Source organism: Ruegeria sp. BHSA191, from assembly GCF_059613325.1.
This window is the reverse complement of record NZ_JBXWSH010000004.1, coordinates 137767-163799: the sequence shown is the minus strand read 5'-3', so window position 1 is coordinate 163799 and position 26033 is coordinate 137767. Positions and strand designations below refer to the sequence as shown.

Genomic DNA, 26033 nt, shown 5'->3' with positions numbered 1-26033 from the left:
AGCACAGCTACGGAGCCCCGGATGGACCTTGCCGCCCTGCACACATTTCGCGTCGCCGCATGTGACCTGAACGGCCAGATGCGCGGCAAACGCGTGCCCCCGTCTTACGCCGACAAGCTGGGCAGCGGCGCGGTGCGCATGCCGTTTTCGGCGCTGAACGTCGATCTGTGGGGCGCCGATATCGAGGGCAGCCCGCTGGTGTTTGAAACCGGCGACGCCGATGGCGTGCTGCGCCCGACCGAGCGCGGGCCGGTGCCGATGCCCTGGCTGACTACACCCACGGCGCTGGTGCCGATGTGTCTGTTCGACGATCACGACACGCCGTTTGCCGGCGATCCCCGCCATGCGCTGGCCGCGGTCCTGTCGCGCTATGCCCAGCGCGGGTGGAAAGTTGTTGCCGCGACCGAGTTGGAATTCACCCTGCTTGATTCCTCGGATGCGCATCCAAAGCCCCCACATAACCCGGTCACTGGCCGTCGGCTGCGCGGCGAGGCGGTGCTGTCAATGGCCGAAATGGACGCCTTCGACGCCTTCTTCACCGAGCTTTATGACGGGTGCGCCGAAATGGGGATCCCCGCCCAGACGGCAATTTCCGAGAGCGGCATCGGCCAGTTCGAGATCAACCTGAACCATCAGGACGCCATGCGCTGCGCCGATGATACGTGGCTTTTCAAGGCACTGACCCGTGGGCTGGCTCGCAAGCACGGCTTTACCGCGACCTTCATGGCCAAACCCTATGCCGATGATGCGGGGAACGGAATGCATGTGCACTTCTCGGTGCTTGATGGCCAGGGCCGCAACGTCTTTGACAATGGCGGGCGTGAAGGGACCGAAATCCTGCGCTCTGCCGTCGCCGGCTGTCTGGCCGCCATGCCCGGCAGCACGCTGATTTTTGCTCCGCATGGCAATTCTTACACGCGGCTCGTGCCCGGAGCCCATGCCCCCACAGGCGCGGCCTGGGCCTATGAAAACCGGACCGCCGCGATCCGCATTCCGGGCGGTGCGCCCGCCGCCCGCCGGATCGAGCACCGCGTGGCCGGCGGCGACATCAACCCCTATCTGATGCTGGCTGCGGTTCTGGGCGCGGCCCTCGTGGGCATCGAGGACGGCCTGCAACCCCCAGCCCCGATCACCGGCAACGCTTACGACATCGACGGCCTGCCGCAATTGGCCGCTGACTGGGACACGGCCGTGACTGCGTTCGAGACCGACCCGATCGTCGCGCGCATCTTTCCCGCTGATCTGATCCGCAACATGGCCATGACCAAGCGGCAGGAGATCGCGCGCTTCGAGCAGATCCCGGCAGATCAGCACTGGCTCAGTTATCTCGAGGCCGTCTGACCCCCTTGCCCGTTCGGCGGGACTCAGCTAGATTAAATTTGATCAAATTTGGTGACTCATGAAAATCGGCATTTTGCAGACCGGCCACGCGCCCGAACCGCTGGAGAAGAAATTCGGCGACTATGACGCCATGTTCCGCACCCTGCTGGATGGCGACGGTTTTGAATTCGTGACCTATGCCGTGGTTGATGGCGAATTTCCCGATGATCCCGATGATGCCGATGGCTGGCTGATCACCGGGTCGCGTCACGGTGCCTATGAGGATCATCCGTGGATACCGCCGCTCGAAGAGCTGATCCGACAGATCCAGGCGGCCGGCAAACCCCTGATCGGCGTCTGTTTCGGCCACCAGATCATCGCGCAGGCCTTGGGCGGCAAGGTCGAGAAATTCAAAGGCGGCTGGGCCATAGGGCGAACCGAATACGACTATGACGGCGAAACCGTCAGCCTGAACGCCTGGCATCAGGATCAGGTCACGCAACGCCCCGAAAGCGCGCACCTGCTGGGCAGCAACCCGTTCTGCGAAAACGCGATGCTGGCCTATGGCGACACGATCTGGACCGTGCAGGCCCACCCGGAATATTCCAACGACTTCATCCAGGGGCTGATGGAAACGCGCGGCAAGGGTGTGGTGCCCGATGCGCTGATGAAAGACGCGAAGACCCGCGAAGCCGCCCCCGATGACAACGAACGGATCGGCCGCCTGATGGCCGATTTCCTGAAGAAAGAGAGGGCCTGATGGCCGAATGGACAGAGCAGCTGCCACAGGCGGCGCGCGATTACATCGAAGGACACCGGCTGGACGAGGTAGAATGCATCATCTCGGACCTGCCCGGCATTGCCCGGGGCAAGGCGGTTCCGGCCTCGAAATTTGCCAAGCAGTCCTATTTCCATCTGCCAGACAGCATCTTCTACCAGACCATAACCGGAGACTGGGGCGAAGCCGCAGGCGAGGATGGTTTCATAGAGCGCGACATGATCCTCAAGCCCGATTTTTCCACCGCCACCGCGGCACCGTGGACGGGCGACTGGACGTTGCAGGTGATCCATGACGCCTACGACCGCGACGGCGATCCGATTCCGTTCAGCCCGCGCAACGTGCTGAAACGCGTGGTCCAGCTGTACAAGGACAAAGGGTGGAAACCGGTTGTCGCGCCCGAGATGGAGTTCTTTCTGGTTGCCCGCAACGTGGACCCGGCCAAGGGGATCGAGCCGATGATGGGCCGCTCGGGCCGCCCGGCTGCCGCGCGGCAGGCCTATTCCATGACCGCGGTCGATGAATTCGGCCCCGTGATCGACGACATCTACGATTTCGCCGAGGCGCAAGGGTTCGAGATCGACGGCATCACCCAGGAGGGCGGCGCTGGTCAGCTTGAGATCAACCTGCGCCACGGCGACCCGGTCAAGCTGGCCGACGAGGTGTTCTATTTCAAACGCCTCATCCGCGAGGCTGCGCTGCGCCACAACTGCTTTGCCACCTTCATGGCCAAACCGATCGAGGATGAGCCGGGATCGGCCATGCATATCCATCACTCGATCATCGACATGGAGACGGGCAAGAACCTGTTCTCGGGGCCTCAGGGCGGCGAGACGGACGCGTTCTACAACTTCATCGCCGGTCTGCAACTGCACCTGCCCGCCGGGCTGGCGGTGATGGCACCCTACGTCAACTCGTACCGACGCTACGTCAAGGACCACGCCGCCCCGATCAACCTGGAATGGGCGCGCGACAACCGCACCACGGGGATCCGCGTGCCGCTGTCGGGTCCCGACAGCCGCCGGGTGGAAAACCGCATTGCCGGGATGGACTGCAACCCCTATCTGGGCATCGCCGTATCTCTGGCCTGCGGCTATCTTGGTCTTGTCAATCAGGACCGGCCGCGCCGTCAGTTCTATGGCGACGCCTACGAAGGTGACGGCGACATCCCGCAGGTCATGGGCAACGCGCTGGATCTGTTCGACGAGGCCGACGCCCTGCATCAGGTTCTGGGCCCCGAGTTCGCCCGCGTCTACAGCATCGTGAAACGCGCCGAGTACGAGGAATTCCTGCAGGTGATTTCGCCGTGGGAGCGTGAACACCTGCTGCTGAACGTCTGAGCCATGTGCGCCATGAATCTGCTGTACAGCAATGACAAACGCGGCACTTACCCGCCCAGCTGGTATGCCGCCACCGCGCACCCGCGAACCCCAACCGAGTCGCTGCGCGGCGATGTCACAGCCGACGTGTGCATCGTCGGTGGAGGGTATACGGGTCTGTCGACTGCGCTGCATCTGGCCGAGGCCGGGTTCAGGGTGGTCTTGCTTGAGGCGCATCGCGTGGGTTTCGGCGCCTCGGGGCGCAACGGCGGGCAACTGGGCAGCGCCCAGCGCATGGATCAGGAAGATCTGGAAAAACTGGTCGGGCGCGACAACGCGGCCAAGCTGTGGGATCTGGCCGAAGACGCCAAGACGCTGGTCAAATCCTTGATCGAACGCCACGGCATCGATTGCGACCTGAAACCGGGCATCGCCACGCTAGGCTTCAGCGACGGCGAACGGGGCGAATTGCACGCCCACGCCAAGCACCTGAAAACCGCCTATGGCTATGACCAGATCGAGCTTCTGGATGCCGAAGCTGGGCGCGCGCTCTGCCCCTCGCCGGCCTATGCGGGCGGCTATCTGGACAGGGGCGCGGCCCATCTGCACCCGCTGAACTTTGCGCTTGGCCTGGCCGAGGCCGCCTTGGCCGCCGGTCTGATGCTGCACGAAAACACCGAGGTTCTGGGCATCGAAGAAGGCCCGCGCGTCACCGTTCGCACCGAACAGGGTTCGGTCACGGCCGACCATCTGGTTCTGGCCTGCAATGGCTATCTGGGCAACCTGAACCGCAAGGTCGCGGCGCGGGTCATGCCGATCAACAATTTCATCGCCGCAACAGAACCTCTGGGCGCCGAGACTGCAAAGGTTCTGACGCAGGATGTGGCGGTTGCCGACACGAAATTCGTGGTGAACTATTTCCGGCTCAGCGCCGATGGGCGGCTGTTGTTCGGCGGTGGCGAGAGCTATGGCTATCGCTTTCCATCCGACATCGCCGCCAAAGTCCGCAAACCGATGACCGAGATCTTTCCGCATCTGCGCGACGTTCGGATCGACTATGCCTGGGGCGGCACGCTGGCCATCACAATGCGGCGGATGCCCTACCTGACACGCCTGGCGCCGAACATCCTGTCTGCCTCGGGCTATTCCGGTCACGGGGTCGGCACTGCAACCCATGCCGGTCAGTTGATGGCGCTGGCCATCCAGGGTCAGACCGAAGGGTTCGACACGATGGCCCGCGTGCCCGCTCTGCCTTTTCCCGGCGGCTCGGCCCTGCGCAGCCCTCTGCTGGTGCTGGCAATGACATGGTATGCCCTGCGTGATCGGCTGGCCCTTTGACCCGAGACTTGTGACAGTTCGGTGAAATTTCGCCCAACAGGCGAATGAAAGCTTGGTTTGCGCGATCTTTCATTTTATCTTTTCCACAGATAACCTTTGGAATTTTCAAATATGACGCTGCCACCCAACGTCCACGACGCCGAACCCATCCCTGCCGCTGCCAAAGACGCGATCGAATCCCTGATGCAATCCGGGGACCTGTTCCGCTATACCGCGCCGCAGGACGCGCCGGTTGCCCTGCTCGAGTCAGAGTTCGCCGAATTGCTCGGCAGCAAATACGCGCTGGCTGTGTCGTCCTGTTCGGCCGCACTGTTCCTGTCGCTCAAGGCGCTGGGGCTGCCGCGGGACGCGCGGGTGCTGATCCCCGGCTTTACCTTTGCGGCGGTGCCCTCGTCGGTGGTGCATGCCGACTGCGTTCCGGTCCTGTGCGAGGTGGGTGAAAATTACCGCATCGACATCGACGATTTCGCGGCCAAGCTCGACGGCGTTCAGGCGGCTATCATCAGCCACATGCGCGGCCATACCTCGGACATGGACGCGATCATGGCGCTGTGCGACATGCGCGACATCCCGGTGATAGAGGACGCGGCCCATTCGCTGGGCACGACCTGGCATGGCCGCAACATCGGCACAATCGGCAAGGTGGGCTGTTTCTCGTTCCAGTCCTACAAGATGATCAACGCGGGCGAAGGCGGCATCCTTGTCACCGACGACGCCGACCTCGTCGCCCGCGCCGTGATCATGTCGGGCGCCTACGAGCACAATTGGAAGAAACACAAAGGCCCGCATGGCCAGAATACGCCCGATCTGGAGCAGGCTTTTGCCCGATGGCAGAACAAGCTGCCGCTTTACAATCTGCGTATGAGCAACCTCAGCGCGGCAGTGATCCGGCCGCAGTTGCCCGAATTGGCGCGGCGGGTGCGCGACGGGCTGGCCAACCACGACTATGTGGCGCAGCGCCTGAACAGCTCGCCGCATATTCACGTACCCGACCCGCTGACACCGGAACGACGTGCGCCGGATTCGATCCAATTCAACCTGGTCGACCTGAACAAAGACCAGATCAAGGCATTTGCCGCTGCAGCCGAGGGCCGTGGCGTCAAGGTGCAGGTCTTTGGTCTGAGCGAGGACAATGCCCGCGCCTTCTGGAATTGGCAGTTTCTGCCCGAGCAGGTCGAGCTGCCTCGAACGCGCGCAATGCTGATGTCGGCCTGTGATGTGCGCCTTCCCGTGCGCCTGACCCGCGCGGAACTGGATGTAATCGCCGACATCATCCTGGCCTCGGTCGGCGAGGTTACCGCGCCCGAAGTGGCCTTCGGCACCTGAGCTCAACGCCAGAGACCAAAGGCCCGGGTCATCCGGGCCTGTCTGGTATCAGCTGAGCTTGGACAGTTTCTGCTGCAGCTCGGCCAGTTGTTTCTTGATGTCGTCCAAGTCTTCTTTGGACTCGGGCTTGGCGTTCTCGTCCTTTTCAGGCCCCGACCATCCGCCTGACAAACCGCCTGTCATGGCCTTCAGAAACGCCTGCTGCTGCGCCTGAAGCGCCTCGAACCCCGGCATGTTGCTCATGGGGTTCATGGCGTTCATGTTCTCCATCATTTTGGTCTGACTTTCGCGAAGCATCTCAAAGCTGGATTGCAGGAATTGCGGCATCATGCCCCCGCCCGGCAGCATGTAGCTGCGCACCAGATCGTTCAGCACGTTCACCGGCAGCACGTTTTCGCCGCGGCTTTCATGTTCGGCAATGATCTGAAGCAGATACTGGCGGGTCAGGTCATCCCCGGTCTTCAGGTCGATGATCTGCACCTCGCGCCCGTCGCGGATAAATCCCGCGATGTCCTCGAGCGTGACATAGTCACTGGTCTCGGTGTTATACAGCCGACGGCTGGCATAGCGCTTGATCAGCAGAGGTTTTTCTTTGTCCGACACCGTTTGCCCTCCCCAAGGATGATGCGTTGCAGCAGAGGTTATGCGACCGCAGCACAAAAAGAAAGGGCAGGTCACAGGACCTGCCCCTAGCGATTGCACCGGTTGGGAGGGATGGGTGCGTTTCGCGGGTCTTGCTTACTTGGCCGCCGTTGCTTTCTTAGCGGCAGCGGTCACTTCGTTGGTGGCTTTCTTGACGGCTGCGGTGGTTTCTTCCGCGGCTTCCTTGCCGGCAGCCATCAGAAGCTCGACGGTTTCCGACTGCAGCTTCTTGGCGATTTCAGCGAAAGCGGCCAGGTTCTCAGCCGCGACTTCGGCCGAAGCGCTGGCGAAGTCGGTTGCGGCTTTTGCGTAGTCAGCCGGCTCGGCCTTGGCTTTCGACATCTCTGCCAGCTTGGCCAGGGTGTCCTTGGTCCACTTGCTCGAGATCTCGGCCGATTTCTCGGCGGCTTCCAGCGCAACGCCGGACAGTTTCTCGTTCAGGGTCGCGGTCGATTTGAACGCATTTTCCATTGCGGTGGTATCCACCGGGAAAGCACCCATCATTTCCTTCAGGGTTGCGGTAAAGTCTTGGGTCTTTGCCATTGGTCTAATCCTTTCAGCCAGTCCGGGCCCACCCCGGGTTCTTCAGCTTGAGGACAATATGAATGCCGCAACGCAGCATTTCAAGCATTTTTTGCTGCGTCGCAGAAATATTTTAGGTTTCAGAATGAAATCAGACCTTTGGCTTGGCCACGACATAGGTGCCGGGCGCCGGGGCCAGCGGTGGATGGTCCGAATCAGCAGGCGTACGCGCGGGAACCTGCTTGCCTGAACGCTTTTTCAACCACGCCTCCCAGCGCGGCCACCACGAGCCCTCGTGGAAGGAGGCTTCTTTCATCCATGTGTCGGCATCCGCCTTCAGGTCGTCATTGGTGTAGTGACCGTATTTCTTCTTGCTGGGCGGGTTCACGATGCCCGCGATATGGCCGGATTCGGACACCACGAAGCTCTTCGACCGAGACCCCATCTGCTGGACCCCCCGGTAGCAATCCTTCCAAGCGGCGATGTGGTCGGTCTCGCAGGTGATTGCCATCAGCGGCACATCAACGTCGCGCACATGCAGCTTGTGGCCCATCAACTCGAACCCGTCGGTGACGAACTCGTTGCGCTGACACAGGCCCCGCAGATACTGCACCACCATCTTGGCCGGCAGGTTGGCCCCATCGCCGTTCCAATACAGCAGGTCGAATGCCGGCGGCGTTTCCCCCATCATGTAACTGCGCACCGCAGGGGCATAGACCAGATCACGCGCCCGCAGAAAGGACATGGTCCGCGCCATGATCCATGACCGCAAAACGCCGATGCGGTTCACCTCCTCTTCGATCTCTTCAATGAAGTCCTCCTGCAGGAACGGCGTGAACTCGCCCTGATCGGAAAAATCCGTCAGCGCGGTAAAGAAGGTTGCGGATTTTATCGATTTGTCACCCCGCTGTTTCAGCAGCGACAAAGTCAGGCCCAGCGTGGTGCCCGCAATGCAATAGCCGACAGCGTTCACTTGCTTGACCTTGCAGATCTTCTTAGCCTCTTCGATCGCGGTCAGGTAGCCGTCCTGAATATAGTCCTCCATGCCGGTTTCGGCATAGCTGGCATCGGGATTGACCCAACTAACCACGAACAGGGTATAACCCTGCTCGGTGATCCATTTGATCAGGCTGTTTTCGGGTTTCATGTCCAGAATGTAGAACTTATTGATCCACGGCGGGAACAGAACGATCGGGATCTCGTGCACCGTTTCGGTGGCCGGCGCATATTGGATCAACTCCATCATCCGGTTGCGATACACTACCTGGCCCGGTGTGGTTGCCAGGTTGCCCCCCACCTCGAATGCTTTTTCGTCGGCCAGTTTCACCACCAGCGCGCCGTCATTGGCCTCGAGATCGGCCACCAGGTTCTCAAGCCCCTGAATCAACGACTGGCCGTCGGTCTCGATCGCCTTTTGCAGGGCGTCTGGGTTGGTCGGCAGGAAATTGGTGGGCGACATCATGTCGACGATCTGCTGCGCCATGAAGCGCAGGCGTCGCTTGTCTTTTTCGTCCAGATCCTCGACGGAATCGACGGCCTGTGCGATCGCCTCGGCATTGGTCAGGTATTGCTGAAGCACCAGACGGAAATAGGGGTTCTTGTCCCACAGCGGATTCGCAAACCGCTTGTCACGCGGCGCGCCGGTTTCCACGTCGTCGTCTCCGTTCAGCAACGCTTGCTGCGCTGCAGCAAAATTCAAAACGGACTTGCCCCAGTATTCGATCTGCTGTTCCAGCAGCTTGGCCGGGTTCTGCAGCGCCTCGGTCCAGTAAGCCGTTGCCGCCTTTGCCAAAACTTCGTGATTCGGGACATCCAGCGCGGGATTATGAGGTTTTCTGGACGCCATAACCTCGACCAGTCGCTTCGACAGCGCCTCGACTTTCATCATGTTTTCTTGAAGCCGTTCAAGGTGTTCGTCGGTCATTTCCGGCATCTTGCCTTCGCTTGTTGTCATTTAAACAAATCCCCCCTAACCTCGCTGCTGTGCAGAATATCGTCGTGGGAACCGGGGGGCAAAGCGGCGAATGGTCCGAACTTTCAGGCTGACATTCAGGAGGCCAAATCCATGCGCTATATGATGACCTACGACCTGATGGAGTCGATGCGGAACACCAATCAATGGCTTGGTGCAACCGCAAGCACATTTGCCTCCTACCCCGCCTTTGCGATGGTTCCCAATCCGGTGTTCAACTGGATGGCGGCCTGGGGTGAAGTCACGGAACGCACCTTCAAACGCATGGTCGCCAAGCCCGACTGGGGCATCCGAACATTTACCTGCGAGGACGGCAAAGATCATCTGGTGGAAGTCACCTCCGTGCTTGAACGCCCCTTCGGCGATCTCATCCACTTTCGCGTGAATGGCCGCGAAGAGCAACCGCGCAAGGTGCTTTTGGTTGCGCCGATGTCGGGGCACTACGCCACGCTGCTGCGCTCGACCGTCAAAAGCCTGCTTGTCAATTGCGAAGTCTACATCACCGATTGGCATAACGCGCGCGACATCCCCGTGTCCGAAGGCAAGTTCGATATCGAGGACTACACCCTCTACCTTGTCGATTTCATGAAGGAGCTCGGGCCCGACACCCATGTGGTGGCCGTCTGCCAACCCGCGCCGCTGACCTTGGCCGCCACCGCCTACCTCGCCGAGAAGGACCCCAAGGCGCAGCCCAGCACCCTGACCTTGATCGGCGGCCCCGTCGATCCTGACGCCACGCCGACCGAAGTCACCGATTTCGGCCGCCGCGTGACCATGGGCCAGCTTGAGGAAACGATGATCCAGCGCGTGGGCTTTAAATACAAAGGCGTCGGCCGGATGGTTTATCCCGGCCTGTTGCAGCTGGCATCTTTCATGTCGATGAATGCCGAGCGCCATGGCAAGGCTTTCTCGGACCAGATCCACCGCGTGATGCGTGACGAAGCATCGGACCACGACGCCCACAACCGGTTTTATGATGAATATCTCGCCGTGATGGACATGACCGCCGAATTCTACCTTTCCACAGTCGAGCGTGTTTTCAAGAACCGCGAAATCGCGCGGAACGAGTTCGTCGTGGATGGCCACAAGGTGGATATCGGCAAAATCACCGATGTAGCGGTCAAAACGGTGGAAGGCGCCAATGACGACATCTCGGCGCCCGGCCAGTGCATCGCGGCGCTGGATCTGTGCACCGGCCTGCCCGACAGCAAGAAGGCCAGCCATGTCGAACCCGGCGCCGGGCATTACGGCATCTTCGCCGGGCGCAGCTGGCGCGACAACATCCGCCCGCTGGTCATTGAGTTCATGAACGAAAACAGCCGCAAGCCGAAACGCCGCGCCGCCAACAGCAACAAGGTCGCGTGATAACCGGCGCCAAAGCCACGTCGCTGACCTTCGCCTGCACCTGCGGCGGGCTGAGCGGCGAGGTCAGCGCCAAAGGCTTGGCCACGGGCACCCATGTCGTCTGCTATTGCCCCGATTGCCGGGCCGGGCAGCTCTTTTTCGGCCAGCCCGATCCCGCGCCCGGCCCGGTGGACATATTCCAGATGTCTCCAGAATACATACACATCTCCAAGGGGGCCGAGAACCTAGCGGTGATGCGCCTTGGCCCCAAAGGGTTGTTTCGCTGGTACGCTAAATGCTGCAACGCCCCGCTGGCTACCACCACCAGCAGCCCGAAACTTCCGTTTGCCGGCTTTGACGTGGCCCGGTTTGCCGACCCTGAACCGCTGGGTTCGGTAAAGACCCGCGCTTATGTTCCGCAGAGCAACGGCAAGTGGAAACATGAAAAACCGGGCCCGGCCGTTCTGGGCATGATCCGGCGCGTGCTGGGCGCGCGCCTATCCGGTCGTTGGCGGCAGACCCCGTTTTTCGATACCGAGACAGGCGAACCGGTCGCGCTGCCGCATGTGATCACCCGCAAAGAACGCGCGGCCCTCTACGACTAGAAAATCCGCAACGGAATATTCAACCAGTCGATCAGCGCGGCAGTCGTTTCCTCGGGCGCCTCAAGCGTGGGCAGATGCCCGGAGTCATTCACAACGTGCAAGACGGCTTCGGGGATCAGTTCGGCCATAAAGCTGTGCTTGCGCACCGGCGTCAGCGTGTCATGCGCCCCGCACAAAACCAGCGTCGGCACCTTGATCCGGCGCATGGTACCCTGCTGATCCGGGCGCCGTTGAAGCGCGCGCATCTGGCGCACGAACAGGTCCGGCCCCAGTTCGGTCGCCATCTGCAGCATGTCGTCCAGTATGGGGAGGCGCTGCGGCCCCGGCGCCAAGATGTTGGTTCCGATGACCTTGCGCATCACTTCCTGCAGGCGTCCGGCCTGCGCCCCAACGATCAACTCTTCGCGGTTCGCGGCGATCTGGGGGGTGTCGGCCTGCGCATCGGTGGCCATCAAGCACAGCCGCGTCACCCGGTCGGGCGCCCGCCGCACCAATTCCAGCGCGACAACGCCGCCCATGCTCAGCCCGGCTAGCGCAAAGCGGTGAGGCAACTGGTCCAGTAACCCCGAGGCGATTTCCTCGATCCGATCCCCGCCGCCGATGGGCGCGACCGTCACCGCCCGATCCCGCGACAACTGGGCGATCTGCGGCTGAAACAGTCGGGCATCACACATCAGACCGGGCAAAAGCACCAGCGGCTCGATCACGCGGGGCCTCCTTTTGTCTGCCGAATGCGTCGGCGTTTTCGTCAGGATGAAAGGTTGCGCATCGCCGGGCAAGGCCAAAAATCACGGGTAGCAGATACCCCGGAACGGCGGGAAATCGGCATACCGCGCACGCCGTGCGTCGGGTGGCTCGTCCGGCTCCGCTCCGGCCCGCAACAGGCTGCCGCGCGGAGCGATGTAACTGTCGATCCGGCGCAGCGGAACGGGCCGCCACACGAGGTTGAACGCGCAAAGCTTGGGAAAGAACCAGATCTCGGAATAATCCAGATGATCGTGCATCCACCACGCCAGATCGCGCCAATCGCGGCCCTGCGCGTACCGGTCCGCGAACCATGGGATCACTACCGACGCCCCCGCGATCCGCGCATCCCCCCGTCCCCGGTCCCAGATGTGGCATTCCAACGGATGATCGTTGCGGGCGCAGTTCAGCTTGTTCTCGTTGCCGAAGCGGTTCAGCGAGGGCGAGCGATAGCCCGAGCGCACGGCAACCCGGCCAAAGGTCTCCTCGAGCGGGTCCAGCAAGGTTTCGCACAACGCCCGCCCCGTTTCGATTGCAAGGTCGGGATCCTCGGGAATGTTCGGCCGGGCGTGAAAATTCCCGATTTCGGAATACAGGAAATCGCGCAAGAAGAAATGCCGCGACAGCCGCACCCGGCCCAGCGTCTCAAGGCTCCACATGCTGCCCGGCTTGCGCATTCTCCACCTCTGTCCGCTGGCCAATGGCCTATTCGACCCCCAGCGCCCCGAGCCAGTCCAGAATACCCTGCACCGTGGCCGCGTCCTGCCCGGGCGAGGTCAGCCGCCCCGCAACCACATGCGAATAAGGGTCGTCACCCGGCCCCATTGTCACTGTGTGCACGGTTGCAGGCACGCCCCATGCGGCGGCGACTTTGCGCGTTAGGTCCGGGCGCACGATCTTGTCCTCATCCGAAAACCAGAACAGCGCCGGCACCAACGCCCTGGAGAAATCCAGCGCCCGCACCCGGTCGACCAGCACCGACATCGGTACCACGGCCTCCCACGGATAGACCAACGTCCAGTACGTGTTCCGTTCGGCATCGTCGCCCGACACGTCGCGGGTTTCCCCCATCAGCAACGGCAGCCAACTGCGCGCCCAAGGCAGTGACGGTATCCAGGATCCGGCCGCCTGCACCCCGAAATTGGGCGATATGAACACCATCCCGACCACGTCCTTGCTCAGCTCGGGGTCCAACGCCGCGGCTGCCGCCAGGGTCCCCCCGGTCGAGGTCGAGATCACGATGACCTCCTCGCCCACGGCGCGGGCGGCGGCCAGACCTTCGGCCATGTCCCGCATCCAGCCCGAGGCCGTCCCCTCGGCCATCGCATCCGACCCGCGCCCGTGCCCCTGCAGGCGCGTATAGACCAGATTGGCCCCCAGCGCGTCGGCGATCCTGTCGGGCACCGGGCGGATTTCCTCGGACGAGGCCGAGAACCCGTGCACATAGAGCACCGAATAAGGCGTGCGCCGTTCCTTGAATCCGTCCTGCCAGATGACTCGCTTTTCGACACCCGGCACGATGTCGTCATAGGCGGACTCGATGCTTTCGAAATAGACCTGAACCCCCTCGCCGAACTTGCGCGGATCGAACCGCGGGTGCAGATCTACCTCTTCGCGCGGGCCGAACCAGTAGATCAGCCCGCCGACCACCACCAACGCCAGCAAGGCCCGCCCGAGAAACCGCCCCAGCCGCCACATCAACTGGCCCCCATCACGTCGCGAACCGCATCCTCGATCAGCCCCAGGCACGGCCCGTCCGAGAACCGGTGATCCGCATCCTTGACCAGCAACAGCCGCATGTCCGGCCCGCTGGCATGGTCGAGCAACAGTACAGCGGTGTCGACCGAAACCGCCGTATCAGCCGTGCCCTGCAGGAACCGCACCGGAAACGGCAGGTTCAATGGCGACCGCAACACCAGCCGCGTCCGGCCATCCTCGATCATCCGCTTGGTGATGATGTAGGGCTCCATGTAATCCGAGGGCAACTCAACATGCCCCACCGTCTCCAGCGCCTGTTTCTGTTCGTCGCTGAACGAGGCCCAATAACCGTCCTCGGTGAAATCCGGCGCCGCCGCGATCGTGACCATGCCGGCGATCCGCTCGGGCATGGCCTTGGCCAGCAATAGCGCCTGCCACCCGCCCATGGACGAACCCACTACGATCAGTGGCCCCTTGGTCAGCGCTGAAACCGCCGCAACCGTGTCCTCGTGCCAATCCCCGATACAGCCCTCCTCGAACCGGCCGGAACTTTCGCCATGCCCGGAGTAGTCGAACCGCAGATAGGCCTGCCCACGCGCCCGCGCCCAGTCCTCCAGATGCACCGCCTTGGTGCCCTCCATGTCCGACTTCAGACCACCCAGAAAAACGACCGTGGGCCCCACCCCTTCGCTCTTGTGATAGGCCAGCCGCCGCCCCTGCGGCGTTTCCAGAAATGTCGTCGCTGCCATGAAACCCTCACTTGCTTTTCCAGCATCATGCACGCGCCGCGCCCAAGTGCAATTCCCCGCCCCCCTCTTCATCTGGCCTCAAATATCCCGGGGAGCGCGAGGGGCAGCGCCCCTCGCCCCTCACCCTTGACACAGACACCACCACCTGCCACACGGGCCCGACACCATAACCCGCAACCGGGCGTTCTGTGGGCGCCAAACCGACGAGGAGAGCCAGATCATGGCCCTGGATTCAAAATCCGTCTCTCTTATCTTCCCAGATGGCAATTCCCGATCCTACGCGGCAGGCGTCACGCCGGCCGAGGTCGCTGCCGACATCTCCACCTCGCTGGCGAAAAAGGCCATCTCGGCCACCGTCAACGGCCAGCACTGGGACCTGCAGTGGCCCATCGAACAGGATGCCGAAATCGCCATCCACACGATGAAGGACGAGGCCCAGGCCAACGAACTGATCCGCCACGACTTTGCCCACGTGATGGCCCGCGCGGTGCAGGAAATCTGGCCCGCGACCAAGGTCACCATCGGCCCGGTCATCGAAAACGGCTGGTACTACGACTTCGACCGCGAAGAGCCGTTCACACCCGAAGATCTCGGCCTCATCGAGAAAAAGATGAAAGAGATCATCAACAAGCGCGACCCCGTGACCACCGAGATCTGGGAGCGCGAGCGCGCCATCGAATTCTACAAGGCCAACAACGAGCCCTACAAGGTGGAGCTGGTCGAGGCGATCCCCGGTGACGAGCCGGTGCGCATGTACTGGCACGGCCACTGGCAGGATCTCTGCCGCGGCCCGCACCTGCAGCATACCGGCCAACTGCCCGGCGACGCGTTCAAGCTGATGTCCATCGCCGGCGCCTACTGGCGCGGCGACAGCAACCGCCCGATGCTGCAGCGTATCTATGGCGTGGCCTTCACCGGCAAGGAAAAGCTCAAGGCGCACCTGCACATGCTGGAAGAGGCCGCCAAACGCGACCACCGCAAGCTGGGCCGCGAGATGGACCTGTTCCACATGCAGGAAGAGGCCCCGGGCCAGATCTTCTGGCACCCCAACGGCTGGACGATCTACACCCAGTTGCAGGACTACATGCGCCGCCAGCAACGCCGCGGCGGCTATGTCGAGGTCAACACCCCGCAGGTGGTCGACCGTAAGCTGTGGGAACGCTCGGGCCACTGGGACAAGTACCAGGAGAACATGTTCATCGTCGAAGTCGACGAGGAACACGCCCGCGAAAAGGCCGTGAACGCGCTCAAACCGATGAACTGTCCCTGCCACGTGGAAATCTTCAAGCAGGGTCTGAAATCATATCGCGACCTGCCGCTGCGCATGGCCGAGTTCGGCTCGTGCAACCGGTATGAACCCTCGGGCGCCCTGCACGGCATCATGCGCGTGCGCGGCTTCACGCAGGACGACGCGCATATCTTCGCCACCGAGGACCAGATCGAATCCGAGACCGCCGAGTTCATCCGCTTCCTCAGCGTGATCTACAAGGACCTGGGCTTCGAGAACTTCTCGGTGAAATTCTCGGACCGCCCCGAAACCCGCGCCGGCTCGGACGAAGTCTGGGACAAGGCCGAAGAGGCGCTTCTGTCCGCCACCCGCGCAGCCGGGATCGAACCCGAGTTGAACCCCGGCGAAGGCGCCTTCTATGGTCCGAAACTGGAATTCGTCCTGACCGACGCCATCGGCCGCGACTGGCAGTGCGGCACCTTCCAGGTCGATTTCGTGCTGCCCGAGCGGCTGGACGCCACCTATATCGGCGCCGACGGCGCCAAACACCGCCCGGTCATGCTGCACCGCGCGACGCTGGGCTCGTTCGAACGGTTCATCGGCATCCTGATCGAGGAACACGCCGGCAAGCTGCCCTTCTGGCTGGCGCCCCGGCAGGTCGTTGTCGCCTCGATCACCTCCGAGGCCGACGACTACGTGCACGAGGTGGTGGACGCGCTCAAGGCCGCCGGTGTCCGCGCCGAGGCCGACATCCGCAACGAGAAGATCAACTACAAGGTCCGCGAGCATTCGGTCGGCAAGGTCCCGGTGATCCTGGCCGTGGGCCACCGCGAGGTCGAAGAGCGTACCGTCAGCGTCCGCCGCCTGGGCGAGAAGCAGACCCGTGTCCAGTCGCTCGAGGATGTAACAAAAGAGCTGGCGCGCGCGGCCACGCCGCCCGATCTTCTGTAACAATCGGCTCCGCCTTGCAGAAAATCCGGCCCCCAGCACGGGGCCGGACTGAAACATTTATGGATTTCCTAATTTATTACAGTGCGTTAACTTGCAAGGGGCATTAACGTTCCCTGACACAGCCGTGAGACACGGGCTCGTGAATTCAACAGAGAGGTGTCAGCCGTTACCTTTGTCAATGTCACAAGCAGACATACGCAATCACGAAAAGGATTACCTGAGATGTCGAACACCGCCAAAACCCTCGTAATCGCAAGCGCCGTTGCAGCAGCCGTTGCCGGCACTGCCACCACCGCAGCCGCACAGGCCAAGGAAAAGTGCTATGGCATCTCGAAGGCCGGTCAGAATGACTGTGCCGCTGGTCCGGGCACCACTTGCGCCGGCACCTCGACCGTCGATTACCAGGGCAATGCCTGGACGCTGGTCGATGCAGGCACCTGCACCGATATCGAACTGCCCAAAGCTGCGGACGGAACACCCCGCAAGGGCTCACTGGAACCGCTCGAGCGTGACCTGCCCGCATAAGACTGCCTGACGGTTTACAAGGGCGGGCGTTTTCAAATTGCCCGCCCTCTTTTTTGCCGGAAAGGATCAGGCCCTTGTTGGATGACGCCCGTAAAGTAAACCATTTGCCCGCCGCGCCCGGTGTTGGCTACAAGCCTCAGCACTTTGCCGACCTTCTGGCGCAGCCCGGTCCAGTCGGCTGGCTGGAAATTCACGCCGAAAACTACATGGGCGACGGCGGTCGCCCCCTGGCGCAACTGCGTCACCTTGCCGAACGGTTTCCCATCTCGGTGCATGGCGTGGGCCTGTCGATCGGCGGCGAAGGACCGCTGGACGCCGAGCACCTGGACCGATTGAAACACCTTGTGGGCTGGCTGAACCCGGCCAGCTTTTCAGAACATCTGGCATGGTCCACCCATGACAGCCAGTTCCTGAACGATCTGCTGCCCCTGCCCTATACAGACGCCACACTGGCGCGCATCTGCGATCATATCGATCAGGTACAAGAGACGGTGGGCCGGCAGATGCTGCTGGAAAACCCGTCCAGCTATCTCGCTTTTGCCGAAAGCACGTGGTCTGAACCCGACTTCTTGCGCGAGGTCGCACGCCGGACCGGATGTGGCCTGCTGCTGGACGTCAACAATGTTTTCGTCTCGGCCACCAATCTGAATTACAGCCCGCAGGCCTATATCGACGCCTACCCTGTGGACCAGGTTGGCGAGATCCACCTGGGTGGCCACGACGAGGACGAGGACGACCATGGGCAACCCCTGCTGATCGACAGCCACGGCCGCGCCGTCGTCGACCCGGTTTGGGCTTTGCTGGATTATGTGCTCGACCAATCAGGCCCCAAACCCGTGCTGATCGAATGGGACAATGACGTGCCCGACTGGCCCACCCTGCGCGCCGAGGCTGAACGCGCGCAATCCGCGCTGGACCGGATCCCGGCATGAGCGTTTCGCAATCGGAATTCCGGGCGGCCTTGCTGGACCCGGCAGCCCCCGTGCCCGACGGGTTGCTGGACTACCAGGCCCGCCCCGCCGGACGCCGCTTCAGCGTCTATCGCAACAACGTAGCCGTGTCGCTGACCGAAGCAATGCACCAGGCATTTCCGGTCATAACCAAGCTGCTGGGTCCGCAGAACATGGACGGTCTGGCCGGGATCTATCTGCGTCAGCACCCGCCGACCTCCCCGCTGATGATGTTCTATGGCGAGAGCTTCCCCGAATTTCTCGCCGACACCAAGCAACTGGCGCATCTGGGCTATCTGCCTGACGTGGCGCGGCTGGAGCTCGCCCTGCGCCGGTCGTACCACGCCGCCGACAGCCAGCCGATCGCGCCCGACGTGCTGGCCACCCTGCCGCCTCAGGACTTGATGCAGGCCCGGCTGGGCATTGCCCCGGCCATGCAGCTGATCCGGTCCGACTGGCCCATTTACGCCATCTGGTTGTTCAACACCGAAGACGGCGCGCCAACGCCCGAGCCCGGTGCGCAGGACGTGCTGATCACGCGCCCTGAATTCGACCCGTCGCCGCACCTGCTGCCCCCCGGCGGGCTCGACTGGATCACCGCCATTCAGGCCGGCCGGACCATTGGCCAGGCCTTCGAGGCAACCACCGCTCGGACGCCCGCATTCGACCTGGGTGCCACCCTGGCACTGCTGCTGCAGGGCAATGCGATCACTTCTGTCACCATCGAAAGGCCGGAAACATGACTGCCCTGATTTCTCTGCACAATTCCGCATTCGGTAAGCTGGACCACGCCTCGAACTGGCTGACGCCGACAGTGGCGCGGCTGACCTTTGCTGCGGTTCTTCTGGTCTATTACTGGAACTCGGCCATGACCAAGCTGGGCAGCGGCTTTTTTGGGTTCCTTTTCCCTTCGGACGGGGCCTATGTGCAGATCTTCCCCAAGGCGATGGAGGCCGTCGGCTATGACAGCTCGCAGCTTGGGTTCTTTACCTGGCCCGTTGCCGTCGCCGGCACGTGGGCCGAGTTCATCCTGCCAGCATTGCTGCTGGTGGGGCTGTTCACTCGCCTTGCCGCCCTGGGCATGATCGGGTTCGTCTGGGTGCAGACATTCACCGATGTCACCGGGCATGGGGTCAAGCTGGGCAGTCTGTTCGACAACACCATCACCCTGATGGATCAGCGGGTTATGTGGACCTTCCTGTTCGTGGTTATCGTGATCAACGGCGCGGGCCCGCTCTCGCTCGATCGGGTTCTGCGCCTGAAATGACCTAGAAATGCGCCTTGGGTTCGTCCGGCTTGCCCGCGGCGATCCCAAGCAGCCCCGCGACGCCGGCGAAGGCAATCGGGAACATGGTGAACACGCCAAAGCCAAAGGCGTAGTACATTCCCGCCGCGGAAATCAGCAGCAAGACCCCCGCCACCAAAGCCCGGGCGTGCGCCATCGCGCCCCCGGCAATCGCCAGCATCGGCGCAAAGATCGAGGCCGTCTTGATCAGTTCCGGGTTCTCCACCTGCTCGGCCAGACCTTCAATCTCGCCATAGCGATCCACCAATTCGACGAACCCGTATCCGAAAAACCCGACGATCATTCCGACCAGCCCGGCGATGACCCCCAGGATCATGGCTGCGTTTCGCATGCTGTCTTCCTTGCTGTTGCGTCGTGACAGATAGGCACCCTTTCAGACAATGCCAAGGCCGGCTTGGGTCTGCGGGGTCCAGCCCAGATACATCTCGGCCCCGTTTTCGATCAGCGGCCGCTTCATCAGCGTGGGGTGGTCAGCCAGCAGTTCCAGAACCGGACGCGCGCGCGCGGTCGCGTCCAATCCGCGCCAGGTCGTTGAACGGGTGTTGAGCAAGGTGTCGCCGAAACGCGCAAATGCCCGCGCCAGTACATCGGCCGGCACGCCTTGCGAGCGCACATCTACAAACTCGGCATCCGGAAGCGATTTCAACGCCTTGCGGCAAGTGTCACAGGTCTTGAGACCATAAAGGCGCATGGCCGGTCCTCTTTGGTTTTTGATCCAATTTCGGGCAAAACGCAGTGCCTGGCCCAGTATTCCTTGATTTTTTACCGCACCGTGCAATGTTGAAAAAGGCGAAACACATAATTTACGCCGTCTCGTTCGCTCGGAACTGCGTCGATTGGTGGTCGCTTTGACTATGCCCTGTCATTTTGCAGGGTGACGCGCAAGGAGAAGGAGACACGGAATTATGCCTACCGGCACCGTGAAGTGGTTCAATACGACCAAAGGCTATGGTTTTATTGCCCCTGATGAGGGTGGCAAGGATGTGTTTGTTCATATCTCGGCCGTAGAACGATCCGGCCTGACCGGACTCGCCGACAATCAGAAAGTCTCGTACGAGTTGCAGGACGGACGCGACGGCCGCCAAATGGCGGGTGATTTGAAGCCCATGTAATCGGTCCGCCCGTCCGGGCGGCGCCCTGAAACAAGGTCGACGGCCAATTTGCGGGCCGTTGACCGCTCCCCTACCGCCCCCTATCCCCTGTGCCGGTTTTTGACCGGGTCGGCTGTTTGAGAAGCGGTCATGACGTTGCCCAGACAGGCTGCGTGGCTAGGTGTTGCGGATCACCGCCTCGAACTCCCGCCACTCGCGCGCGGTCATGCCCGAGTTCTCCTGTGTCACCGCCTCACCTTGCAGCATGCGCCGCAGTGCTTCGACCATCTGCGCTGACAAGTTGACCGCACCCAGGCGGTAGTCCTCGAACGCCTTGTAGGCGAACGGAACCCAGTCAGCCACGATTTTGCACATGGTTTCGGCATAGACCCGGATTTCGTATTGCGCATGCGGGTCGGCCCGCAACCGCAGGAAATGGAACAAGTTATGCAAGTCCACCTTCCAGTACCACTGCGTGTAGATGTTGGCCGGCAGGTTCATCCGCGCCAGTTCGCGCGCCAGCCCCTGCTGGCCGTCCTGGCTGATCATCGCTTCGTAATTGTCGTAGCAGCGGGCGCTGTCGGCCTTGAGAATGTCCAGCACGCGGGCAGCTTCTTCACCCTGCAACGCCTCTCCCCGGCCCTGATTGTTGACCGCCGACTGCGCCGCCAATTGATCCGGCGCGGGAATGTAGAATTCCCGGTCAAGGATCGAATAGCGGGCGGAGTATTCATTTACATTCGCCGTGCGGTGCCGGATCCACTGTCGTGCTACGAAGACCGGCAGTTTGACATGCAGCTTGACCTCGCACATCTCGAACGGGGTCGAGTGCCAGTGCCGCATCAGATAGCGGATCAACCCCTCGTCATTCTGCACCGATTTGGTGCCCTTGCCGTACGAGACCCGCGCCGCCTGGCAGATCGCCGCGTCGTCGCCCATATAGTCGATCACCCGCACGAAACCGTGGTCCAGAACCGAGTGTGCGGTGTACAGATGCTCTTCCATGCCGGGCGCCACGACTCGACGGGTCGGCTGCGTTTGGGCGCGTTGTTCTTCGATTTCGGCCAGTTGTTCGGCAGACAGCGGCATGAAATTTCCCTCTCCAGCATTGAGTCGTCTAACACTATATATCGGCAGCACTGGCATCGAAACCGCGATATGTACGGCGCCTTGTGCATTTTTCGGATGGAGCCCTGCCCGCCCCTCGACACCCACAGACAGCGCGCTAAGCTGACGCAGATCATCTTGAAAAAAGGAAAACACGATGGGGCTGAAATACCTCCACACGATGGTTCGGGTGAAGGACCTGGACAAATCCATGGCGTTCTACAAGCTGCTGGGGTTGCAGGAAACCCGCCGTTATGACAGCGAAGAGGGGCGGTTCTCGTTGATCTTCATGGCGCCTCCGGGGCAGGAGGACGCACCGATTGAACTGACCTACAACTGGGACGGCGATGATGGTCTGCCCAGCGACAGCCGCCATTTCGGGCACATCGCCTATGGCGTCGACAATATCTATGAAACCTGCCAGCACCTCGCCGACAACGGCGTCGTCATCAACCGCCCGCCGCGCGACGGGCGCATGGCCTTTGTGCGCTCGCCGGACAACATCTCGATCGAACTGTTGCAGAGCGGCGAACCGCTGCCCCCGGCCGAGCCCTGGGTCAGCATGGAAAACACCGGCCACTGGTGATCCGCTGGTTGACAGCCCTGGGGTTGGCCGCCTTGGCCGGCCCCGTTCAGGCCGAGCAATGCCGCCTGGCACTGCTGCTTGCACTCGACATCTCGGTATCGGTCGATGCAACCGAGGACGCGCTGCAGCGTCAGGGCTTGGCCGCCGCTCTGGTTGCGCCCGAGGTTGAACGGGCGTTCTTTTCGTCGCCCATGCCCGTGGCCTTGGCCGCCTATGAGTGGAGCGGGCGAAACACGCAGCATGTCATCCTGCCCTGGCAGATGATCGAAACCCGGGCCGATCTGCTCGATGTGGCCCGGCGCATCGGTCGTTCCACCCGCTCCGATGCCGGGTCCGCCACAGCCATGGGCCACGCGCTGGGGTACGGTGCAACCTTGATGCGCCAAGCCCCGCCCTGCCTGTTCCAGACCATTGATCTGTCGGGGGACGGATCGAACAATGACGGCTACGGCCCGCAGATCGCCTATCGCCATTTCCCCTTTGAAAACGTCACGGTCAACGGGTTGGTCATCAACGCCGCAGATTTCGAAGGCGAGCTGTTCCTGATTCCGTTCTTTGAAAACAACGTCCTGCACGGCCCCGGAGCCTTTCTGGAAATCGCCCAGGGATTCGAGGACTTCGAACGCGCCATGCGCCGCAAACTGGAGCGCGAGTTGACCAGCCTGCAGATCGGCGCGCTGGAGAGGGCCGTCCGATGATCGTCCGAGCGCTGGCGTTGTTGATGTGCCTGGTCGCGACCCCGCTTGCCGCCCAATGCCGACAGGCACTGGCGCTGGGGCTGGATGTTTCGGGCTCGGTCGACAGCCGTGAGTACCGATTGCAACTGGACGGGCTGGCGGCAGCCCTGCAGCGGCCCGAAGTGCAAGACCTCATCCTGTCGGACCCGAGCACACCGATCCGGCTTGCCGTCTTCGAATGGAGCGAAACCAGCTTTCAACGCGTGCTCATCGACTGGACCACTCTGCGCAGTTCGTCTGACCTGCAGGCCATCGCCGAACGCCTGAAAGCCACCCGCCGCTCGTCGGCGCCACAAGGCACCGCGGTGGGGGCTGCGATGCAGTTCGGCGCCGGGCTTCTGGCTGGGCAAGCGGATTGCTGGAAGCGCACGCTTGATCTGTCGGGGGACGGCAAGCACAATGTCGGCCCACATCCGCGAACGGCCAAGTCAGCGCTGCGCAGCGCTGGCCTCACGATCAACGGTTTGGTGATCGGCGCCGACGATCCCGGCAACGGCGACGCTCGCTTTGTCCAGATCGGAGAGCTTTCAGCCTATTACAATGCCTGGGTCATCCTGGGCCCCGGCGCGTTCGTAGAAACGGCGCTGGGGTTCGAAGCCTACGAGGACGCCATGACCCGTAAGCTGATCCGCGAGCTTGACGCGCTGGTGATGTCGCAGGGCCTGCCCGCCACCGATCAGTAGATATAGCGGATCTGGTCCGTCCAGTACCGCTCAACCCGGCGCAGCGCGCTGGTGATGTCTTCGATTCCGTCCGCGCCCAAGACACCTTTGCTCTGCAGCCCGTCCGCGTGGCGTGCAAACAGGTCGGCCACGATATCGCGAATCTCGCGCCCGCGTTCGGTCAGCCGAACCCGGACCGAGCGCCGATCGATCTCGCAACGCTGATGGTGCATATACCCCATCTCGACCAGTTTCTTGAGGTTGTAGCTGACATTGCTGCCTTGGTAATAGCCGCGGCTTTTGAGTTCACCCGCCGTCACCTCGTGATCGCCGATGTTGAACAACAGTAGAGCCTGTACGGCGTTGATCTCCAGCACACCGACCCGCTCGAACTCGTCCTTGATGACATCCAGCAGCAGCCGATGCAGGCGTTCGACCAGGGCCAGCGCCTCCAGATAGCTGGACATGAACCCCTTGGCCCCCGGCGCGGAGACCTGCATTTCCAAACTCATCCGATCCTCCGATTCAGTCGCGCTGTTCTCGAAACTTTGGCGCGAAATCCCGAATAATCGGTTAAATCCGGATTTTCCTCATTTTTGAAAGGTTTGCGCGATTTCCGAGATCAAATCCTCAAACGGAGCGGGCGGCGCAACCTGTCCGGTGACCCACTGATAGAGATCCTGATCGTTCTCATGCAACAGCGCGTCGTACCGGTCCAGCCCAGCATCGTCCATCGCATCCAGATTGCGCTCGGCATAGGCCTGCAGGATGATGTCCATCTCTTTGATGCCACGTCGCATCGACCGCATCTTCATCCGTTTGATCCGGGTTTCGCGCGTTTCGGTCATTCGCCTTTCTCCAGCTTCAAACGCAAGGCCTTTTCCACCCGCGCTAGCCGCTCGGAACTGGCGCGCATCTCACCGCGGATCGCACGCAGCTCGGCAACCAGCGGAGCCAGCTCGGCATCTCCTTCTACAAGATCGGGCACGCCCGCGCCCTCGCCTTCGCCGGTCAGCAACCACATGATCGACACGTTCAACATGCCCGCCATCATCGACAGCTTGTTGGCCCGCGGCTCGGACATGTCGTTTTCCCACCCGACCACGGTGGCCTTCTTGACACCCAATCGCCGCGCCAGTTGGGCTTGGGTCATGCCGGCGGCTTCGCGTGCGCCGGCCAGACGATCTCCGAACGTCGCCGCCTCGGGTCCGAACCAGTCGGTTTCGTCGCTCATCAAACTCTCCAGTTCTGCAAATGCATATCGCTTGATCGTGTTTCGGGCGCACCCTATGACAGTCGGGACCAACATACAAACGGGGCCGTCCATGAGCTTTCTGTCTGCGACACTGTCGCGCGTCAAACCTTCGCCCACCATCGCCATGACGGCCAAGGCCGCCGAGTTGCGGGCCGCCGGGCGCGACGTCATCGGCCTGAGCGCGGGCGAGCCCGATTTCGACACCCCGCAGAACATCAAGGACGCCGCCGTCGCCGCCATCGCCGCGGGCAAGACCAAATACACCGCCCCCGACGGCATCCCCGAGTTGAAACAGGCCATCTGCGCCAAATTCAAGCGCGACAATGGGCTGGACTACACGCCCGCGCAGGTCTCGGTCGGCACGGGCGGCAAGCAGACGCTCTACAACGCGCTGATGGCCACGCTGAACCCGGGCGACGAGGTGATCATCCCCGCCCCTTACTGGGTCAGCTATCCCGACATGGTGCTGCTGGCTGGGGGCACCCCGGTGCCGGTGGAAACCACGCTGGAAAACCGCTTCAAGCTGACCGCCGAACAGCTCGAGGCCGCGATCACGCCCAAGACCAAGTGGTTCATCTTCAACTCGCCCTCGAACCCCACCGGCGCGGGCTATTCGTGGGACGAGCTCAAGGCACTGACTGATGTTCTGATGCGTCACCCACATGTCTGGGTCATGTCCGACGACATGTACGAACATCTGGCCTATGACGGGTTTCAGTTCTGCACGCCCGCGCAGGTCGAACCGGGGCTCTATGATCGCACGCTCACCTGCAACGGCGTGTCCAAGGCCTATGCCATGACCGGCTGGCGCATCGGCTATGCCGCGGGCCCCGTCGAGTTGATCGCGGCCATGCGCAAGATCCAGTCGCAATCCACGTCGAACCCCTGTTCGATCAGCCAGTGGGCCGCGGTCGAGGCACTGAACGGCACGCAGGAATTTCTTGCGCCGAATAACGGGATGTTCAAACGCCGCCGCGATCTGGTCGTGGACATGCTGAACCAGATCGAGGGCATCACCTGCCCCACCCCCGAGGGCGCGTTCTACGTCTACCCCTCGATCGCCGGGCTGATCGGCAAGACCACGCCCGCCGGGACGGTCATCGACAGCGACGAGGCCTTTGCCACGGCCTTGCTGGAAGAGGCCGATGTGGCCGTGGTGTTTGGCGCGGCTTTCGGCCTGTCGCCGAATTTCCGCGTCAGCTACGCGACCTCGGACGAGGCCTTGACCGAGGCCTGCACCCGCATCCAGCGGTTCTGCGCTTCCCTGAAATAACCCCG

At 62.1% G+C, this 26033-nt stretch carries 30 protein-coding genes; 17 read left to right on the top strand and 13 right to left on the bottom strand.

Going from position 1 to position 26033, the window contains the following annotated elements; all coding sequences use genetic code 11:
* The first annotated feature begins 21 nt into the window (after positions 1-21).
* From AC2FNS_RS06130 to AC2FNS_RS06110, 5 genes are all read left to right on the top strand, one after another.
* Positions 22-1341 carry a glutamine synthetase family protein gene (locus AC2FNS_RS06130; RefSeq protein WP_496711865.1) on the top strand — a complete coding sequence of 440 codons (1320 nt, stop codon included), beginning with the start codon at positions 22-24 and terminating at the stop codon, positions 1339-1341.
* Positions 1342-1399: 58 nt separating this feature from the next.
* Positions 1400-2080 (top strand): type 1 glutamine amidotransferase, encoded by a 681-nt coding sequence (locus AC2FNS_RS06125; RefSeq protein WP_496797380.1) that lies wholly within the window; start codon positions 1400-1402, stop codon positions 2078-2080.
* Positions 2080-3438 (top strand): glutamine synthetase family protein, encoded by a 1359-nt coding sequence (locus AC2FNS_RS06120; protein ID WP_496711866.1) that lies wholly within the window; start codon positions 2080-2082, stop codon positions 3436-3438. The genes AC2FNS_RS06125 and AC2FNS_RS06120 overlap by 1 nt, the downstream gene beginning before the upstream one ends.
* A gap of 12 nt (positions 3439-3450) precedes the next feature.
* Positions 3451-4755, top strand: a complete 1305-nt coding sequence (locus AC2FNS_RS06115; protein ID WP_496711867.1) for an NAD(P)/FAD-dependent oxidoreductase — start codon at positions 3451-3453, stop codon at positions 4753-4755.
* 111 nt (positions 4756-4866) lie between these two features.
* Positions 4867-6081 (top strand): DegT/DnrJ/EryC1/StrS family aminotransferase, encoded by a 1215-nt coding sequence (locus AC2FNS_RS06110; protein ID WP_496711868.1) that lies wholly within the window; start codon positions 4867-4869, stop codon positions 6079-6081.
* A gap of 48 nt (positions 6082-6129) precedes the next feature.
* On the opposite strand, the gene phaR is transcribed toward AC2FNS_RS06110, so the two are convergent.
* From phaR to AC2FNS_RS06095, 3 genes are all read right to left on the bottom strand, one after another.
* Entirely contained in the window at positions 6130-6684 is a 555-nt protein-coding gene (gene phaR, locus AC2FNS_RS06105) for a polyhydroxyalkanoate synthesis repressor PhaR (RefSeq protein ID WP_496680260.1), read from the bottom strand.
* A gap of 135 nt (positions 6685-6819) precedes the next feature.
* Entirely contained in the window at positions 6820-7266 is a 447-nt protein-coding gene (locus AC2FNS_RS06100) for a phasin, PhaP (protein WP_490361999.1), read from the bottom strand.
* Positions 7267-7396: 130 nt separating this feature from the next.
* Entirely contained in the window at positions 7397-9199 is a 1803-nt protein-coding gene (locus tag AC2FNS_RS06095) for a PHA/PHB synthase family protein (RefSeq protein ID WP_496711869.1), read from the bottom strand.
* Positions 9200-9310: 111 nt separating this feature from the next.
* On the opposite strand from AC2FNS_RS06095, the gene phaZ reads away from it, so the two are divergent.
* The gene (gene phaZ / locus AC2FNS_RS06090; RefSeq protein WP_496688913.1) at positions 9311-10582 is read left to right on the top strand and encodes a polyhydroxyalkanoate depolymerase; all 1272 of its coding nucleotides are present in this window, start codon (positions 9311-9313) and stop codon (positions 10580-10582) included.
* Positions 10579-11166 (top strand): DUF6151 family protein, encoded by a 588-nt coding sequence (locus AC2FNS_RS06085; RefSeq protein ID WP_496711870.1) that lies wholly within the window; start codon positions 10579-10581, stop codon positions 11164-11166. Before phaZ ends, AC2FNS_RS06085 begins: the two co-directional genes overlap by 4 nt.
* On the opposite strand, the gene AC2FNS_RS06080 is transcribed toward AC2FNS_RS06085, so the two are convergent.
* The 4 genes from AC2FNS_RS06080 to AC2FNS_RS06065 form a co-directional block, all read right to left on the bottom strand.
* A complete protein-coding gene (locus tag AC2FNS_RS06080; protein ID WP_496711871.1) occupies positions 11163-11873 on the bottom strand; it encodes an alpha/beta fold hydrolase in 711 nt (236 codons plus the stop codon). The two genes, AC2FNS_RS06085 and AC2FNS_RS06080, sit on opposite strands and share 4 nt — an antisense overlap.
* A gap of 81 nt (positions 11874-11954) precedes the next feature.
* Positions 11955-12569: a hypothetical protein gene (locus tag AC2FNS_RS06075; protein ID WP_496711892.1), complete on the bottom strand. Its 615-nt coding sequence runs from the start codon at positions 12567-12569 to the stop codon at positions 11955-11957.
* A gap of 46 nt (positions 12570-12615) precedes the next feature.
* A complete protein-coding gene (locus AC2FNS_RS06070; protein ID WP_496711872.1) occupies positions 12616-13608 on the bottom strand; it encodes an alpha/beta hydrolase in 993 nt (330 codons plus the stop codon).
* On the bottom strand, positions 13608-14357 hold the full coding sequence (locus AC2FNS_RS06065) for an alpha/beta fold hydrolase (protein ID WP_496797382.1): 750 nt from the start codon (positions 14355-14357) through the stop codon (positions 13608-13610). The genes AC2FNS_RS06070 and AC2FNS_RS06065 overlap by 1 nt, the downstream gene beginning before the upstream one ends.
* Before the next feature lie 220 nt (positions 14358-14577).
* On the opposite strand from AC2FNS_RS06065, the gene thrS reads away from it, so the two are divergent.
* The 5 genes from thrS to AC2FNS_RS06040 all read left to right on the top strand — a co-directional run bounded on the left by thrS (position 14578) and on the right by AC2FNS_RS06040 (position 19278).
* A complete protein-coding gene (gene thrS / locus AC2FNS_RS06060; RefSeq protein WP_496711874.1) occupies positions 14578-16536 on the top strand; it encodes a threonine--tRNA ligase in 1959 nt (652 codons plus the stop codon).
* A gap of 222 nt (positions 16537-16758) precedes the next feature.
* Positions 16759-17061: a BufA1 family periplasmic bufferin-type metallophore gene (locus AC2FNS_RS06055; RefSeq protein WP_496680247.1), complete on the top strand. Its 303-nt coding sequence runs from the start codon at positions 16759-16761 to the stop codon at positions 17059-17061.
* A 77-nt stretch (positions 17062-17138) separates the two neighbouring features.
* On the top strand, positions 17139-17993 hold the full coding sequence (bufB, locus tag AC2FNS_RS06050; RefSeq protein WP_496680320.1) for an MNIO family bufferin maturase: 855 nt from the start codon (positions 17139-17141) through the stop codon (positions 17991-17993).
* A complete protein-coding gene (locus AC2FNS_RS06045; RefSeq protein ID WP_496797383.1) occupies positions 17990-18754 on the top strand; it encodes an HvfC/BufC family peptide modification chaperone in 765 nt (254 codons plus the stop codon). The genes bufB and AC2FNS_RS06045 overlap by 4 nt, the downstream gene beginning before the upstream one ends.
* Positions 18751-19278, top strand: a complete 528-nt coding sequence (locus AC2FNS_RS06040; RefSeq protein WP_496711876.1) for a DoxX family protein — start codon at positions 18751-18753, stop codon at positions 19276-19278. The genes AC2FNS_RS06045 and AC2FNS_RS06040 overlap by 4 nt, the downstream gene beginning before the upstream one ends.
* A gap of 1 nt (position 19279) precedes the next feature.
* On the opposite strand, the gene AC2FNS_RS06035 is transcribed toward AC2FNS_RS06040, so the two are convergent.
* The gene (locus AC2FNS_RS06035) at positions 19280-19648 is read right to left on the bottom strand and encodes a hypothetical protein (protein ID WP_496680243.1); all 369 of its coding nucleotides are present in this window, start codon (positions 19646-19648) and stop codon (positions 19280-19282) included.
* 42 nt (positions 19649-19690) lie between these two features.
* Positions 19691-20008 carry an ArsC/Spx/MgsR family protein gene (locus tag AC2FNS_RS06030; RefSeq protein ID WP_496711877.1) on the bottom strand — a complete coding sequence of 106 codons (318 nt, stop codon included), beginning with the start codon at positions 20006-20008 and terminating at the stop codon, positions 19691-19693.
* A gap of 214 nt (positions 20009-20222) precedes the next feature.
* Between AC2FNS_RS06030 and AC2FNS_RS06025 the strand changes: the two genes are divergently transcribed.
* Positions 20223-20429: a cold-shock protein gene (locus tag AC2FNS_RS06025; RefSeq protein WP_496680240.1), complete on the top strand. Its 207-nt coding sequence runs from the start codon at positions 20223-20225 to the stop codon at positions 20427-20429.
* 156 nt (positions 20430-20585) lie between these two features.
* Here the strand turns inward: AC2FNS_RS06025 and thyX are convergent, their stop codons facing one another.
* A complete protein-coding gene (gene thyX, locus AC2FNS_RS06020) occupies positions 20586-21497 on the bottom strand; it encodes an FAD-dependent thymidylate synthase (RefSeq protein WP_496688932.1) in 912 nt (303 codons plus the stop codon).
* 175 nt (positions 21498-21672) lie between these two features.
* Between thyX and AC2FNS_RS06015 the strand changes: the two genes are divergently transcribed.
* The 3 genes from AC2FNS_RS06015 to AC2FNS_RS06005 are packed head-to-tail and all read left to right on the top strand — an operon-like array spanning position 21673 to position 23521.
* A complete protein-coding gene (locus AC2FNS_RS06015; RefSeq protein ID WP_496711878.1) occupies positions 21673-22101 on the top strand; it encodes a VOC family protein in 429 nt (142 codons plus the stop codon).
* Complete coding sequence (locus AC2FNS_RS06010; RefSeq protein WP_496680236.1) at positions 22098-22799, top strand: DUF1194 domain-containing protein; 702 nt, start codon at positions 22098-22100, stop codon at positions 22797-22799. Before AC2FNS_RS06015 ends, AC2FNS_RS06010 begins: the two co-directional genes overlap by 4 nt.
* Positions 22796-23521: a DUF1194 domain-containing protein gene (locus AC2FNS_RS06005; protein ID WP_496688936.1), complete on the top strand. Its 726-nt coding sequence runs from the start codon at positions 22796-22798 to the stop codon at positions 23519-23521. Before AC2FNS_RS06010 ends, AC2FNS_RS06005 begins: the two co-directional genes overlap by 4 nt.
* Here the strand turns inward: AC2FNS_RS06005 and AC2FNS_RS06000 are convergent.
* From AC2FNS_RS06000 to AC2FNS_RS05990, 3 genes are all read right to left on the bottom strand, one after another.
* Positions 23515-24012, bottom strand: coding sequence for a MarR family winged helix-turn-helix transcriptional regulator (locus AC2FNS_RS06000; RefSeq protein WP_496688938.1), 498 nt, complete (start codon positions 24010-24012; stop codon positions 23515-23517). The genes AC2FNS_RS06005 and AC2FNS_RS06000 overlap by 7 nt on opposite strands.
* Positions 24013-24090: 78 nt before the next feature.
* Positions 24091-24348: a succinate dehydrogenase assembly factor 2 gene (locus AC2FNS_RS05995; RefSeq protein ID WP_496680230.1), complete on the bottom strand. Its 258-nt coding sequence runs from the start codon at positions 24346-24348 to the stop codon at positions 24091-24093.
* Positions 24345-24734, bottom strand: coding sequence for a helix-turn-helix domain-containing protein (locus AC2FNS_RS05990; protein WP_496680228.1), 390 nt, complete (start codon positions 24732-24734; stop codon positions 24345-24347). The genes AC2FNS_RS05995 and AC2FNS_RS05990 overlap by 4 nt, the downstream gene beginning before the upstream one ends.
* A 91-nt stretch (positions 24735-24825) precedes the next feature.
* On the opposite strand from AC2FNS_RS05990, the gene AC2FNS_RS05985 reads away from it, so the two are divergent.
* Positions 24826-26028 (top strand): pyridoxal phosphate-dependent aminotransferase, encoded by a 1203-nt coding sequence (locus AC2FNS_RS05985; RefSeq protein ID WP_496688940.1) that lies wholly within the window; start codon positions 24826-24828, stop codon positions 26026-26028.
* The last annotated feature ends 5 nt before the right edge of the window (positions 26029-26033 follow it).

What these genes read in the sequence shown, in the direction of transcription:
- AC2FNS_RS06100 (WP_490361999.1), bottom strand. Translation starts at nt 7,266, where the DNA reads ATGGCAAAGACCCAAGACTTTACCGCAACCCTGAAGGAAATGATGGGT.
- AC2FNS_RS06110 (WP_496711868.1), top strand. Translation starts at nt 4,867, where the DNA reads ATGACGCTGCCACCCAACGTCCACGACGCCGAACCCATCCCTGCCGCT.
- AC2FNS_RS06075 (WP_496711892.1), bottom strand. Translation starts at nt 12,569, where the DNA reads ATGTGGAGCCTTGAGACGCTGGGCCGGGTGCGGCTGTCGCGGCATTTC.
- thyX (WP_496688932.1), bottom strand. Translation starts at nt 21,497, where the DNA reads ATGCCGCTGTCTGCCGAACAACTGGCCGAAATCGAAGAACAACGCGCC.
- AC2FNS_RS06070 (WP_496711872.1), bottom strand. Translation starts at nt 13,608, where the DNA reads ATGTGGCGGCTGGGGCGGTTTCTCGGGCGGGCCTTGCTGGCGTTGGTG.
- phaZ (WP_496688913.1), top strand. Translation starts at nt 9,311, where the DNA reads ATGCGCTATATGATGACCTACGACCTGATGGAGTCGATGCGGAACACC.
- AC2FNS_RS05995 (WP_496680230.1), bottom strand. Translation starts at nt 24,348, where the DNA reads ATGACCGAAACGCGCGAAACCCGGATCAAACGGATGAAGATGCGGTCG.
- AC2FNS_RS06055 (WP_496680247.1), top strand. Translation starts at nt 16,759, where the DNA reads ATGTCGAACACCGCCAAAACCCTCGTAATCGCAAGCGCCGTTGCAGCA.
- AC2FNS_RS06040 (WP_496711876.1), top strand. Translation starts at nt 18,751, where the DNA reads ATGACTGCCCTGATTTCTCTGCACAATTCCGCATTCGGTAAGCTGGAC.
- AC2FNS_RS06115 (WP_496711867.1), top strand. Translation starts at nt 3,451, where the DNA reads ATGAATCTGCTGTACAGCAATGACAAACGCGGCACTTACCCGCCCAGC.
- AC2FNS_RS06015 (WP_496711878.1), top strand. Translation starts at nt 21,673, where the DNA reads ATGGGGCTGAAATACCTCCACACGATGGTTCGGGTGAAGGACCTGGAC.
- AC2FNS_RS06000 (WP_496688938.1), bottom strand. Translation starts at nt 24,012, where the DNA reads ATGAGTTTGGAAATGCAGGTCTCCGCGCCGGGGGCCAAGGGGTTCATG.
- AC2FNS_RS06130 (WP_496711865.1), top strand. Translation starts at nt 22, where the DNA reads ATGGACCTTGCCGCCCTGCACACATTTCGCGTCGCCGCATGTGACCTG.
- AC2FNS_RS06120 (WP_496711866.1), top strand. Translation starts at nt 2,080, where the DNA reads ATGGCCGAATGGACAGAGCAGCTGCCACAGGCGGCGCGCGATTACATC.
- thrS (WP_496711874.1), top strand. Translation starts at nt 14,578, where the DNA reads ATGGCCCTGGATTCAAAATCCGTCTCTCTTATCTTCCCAGATGGCAAT.
- AC2FNS_RS06065 (WP_496797382.1), bottom strand. Translation starts at nt 14,357, where the DNA reads ATGGCAGCGACGACATTTCTGGAAACGCCGCAGGGGCGGCGGCTGGCC.
- AC2FNS_RS06045 (WP_496797383.1), top strand. Translation starts at nt 17,990, where the DNA reads ATGAGCGTTTCGCAATCGGAATTCCGGGCGGCCTTGCTGGACCCGGCA.
- AC2FNS_RS06030 (WP_496711877.1), bottom strand. Translation starts at nt 20,008, where the DNA reads ATGCGCCTTTATGGTCTCAAGACCTGTGACACTTGCCGCAAGGCGTTG.
- AC2FNS_RS06125 (WP_496797380.1), top strand. Translation starts at nt 1,400, where the DNA reads ATGAAAATCGGCATTTTGCAGACCGGCCACGCGCCCGAACCGCTGGAG.
- AC2FNS_RS05990 (WP_496680228.1), bottom strand. Translation starts at nt 24,734, where the DNA reads ATGAGCGACGAAACCGACTGGTTCGGACCCGAGGCGGCGACGTTCGGA.
- AC2FNS_RS06095 (WP_496711869.1), bottom strand. Translation starts at nt 9,199, where the DNA reads ATGACAACAAGCGAAGGCAAGATGCCGGAAATGACCGACGAACACCTT.
- AC2FNS_RS06035 (WP_496680243.1), bottom strand. Translation starts at nt 19,648, where the DNA reads ATGCGAAACGCAGCCATGATCCTGGGGGTCATCGCCGGGCTGGTCGGA.
- AC2FNS_RS05985 (WP_496688940.1), top strand. Translation starts at nt 24,826, where the DNA reads ATGAGCTTTCTGTCTGCGACACTGTCGCGCGTCAAACCTTCGCCCACC.
- AC2FNS_RS06025 (WP_496680240.1), top strand. Translation starts at nt 20,223, where the DNA reads ATGCCTACCGGCACCGTGAAGTGGTTCAATACGACCAAAGGCTATGGT.
- AC2FNS_RS06005 (WP_496688936.1), top strand. Translation starts at nt 22,796, where the DNA reads ATGATCGTCCGAGCGCTGGCGTTGTTGATGTGCCTGGTCGCGACCCCG.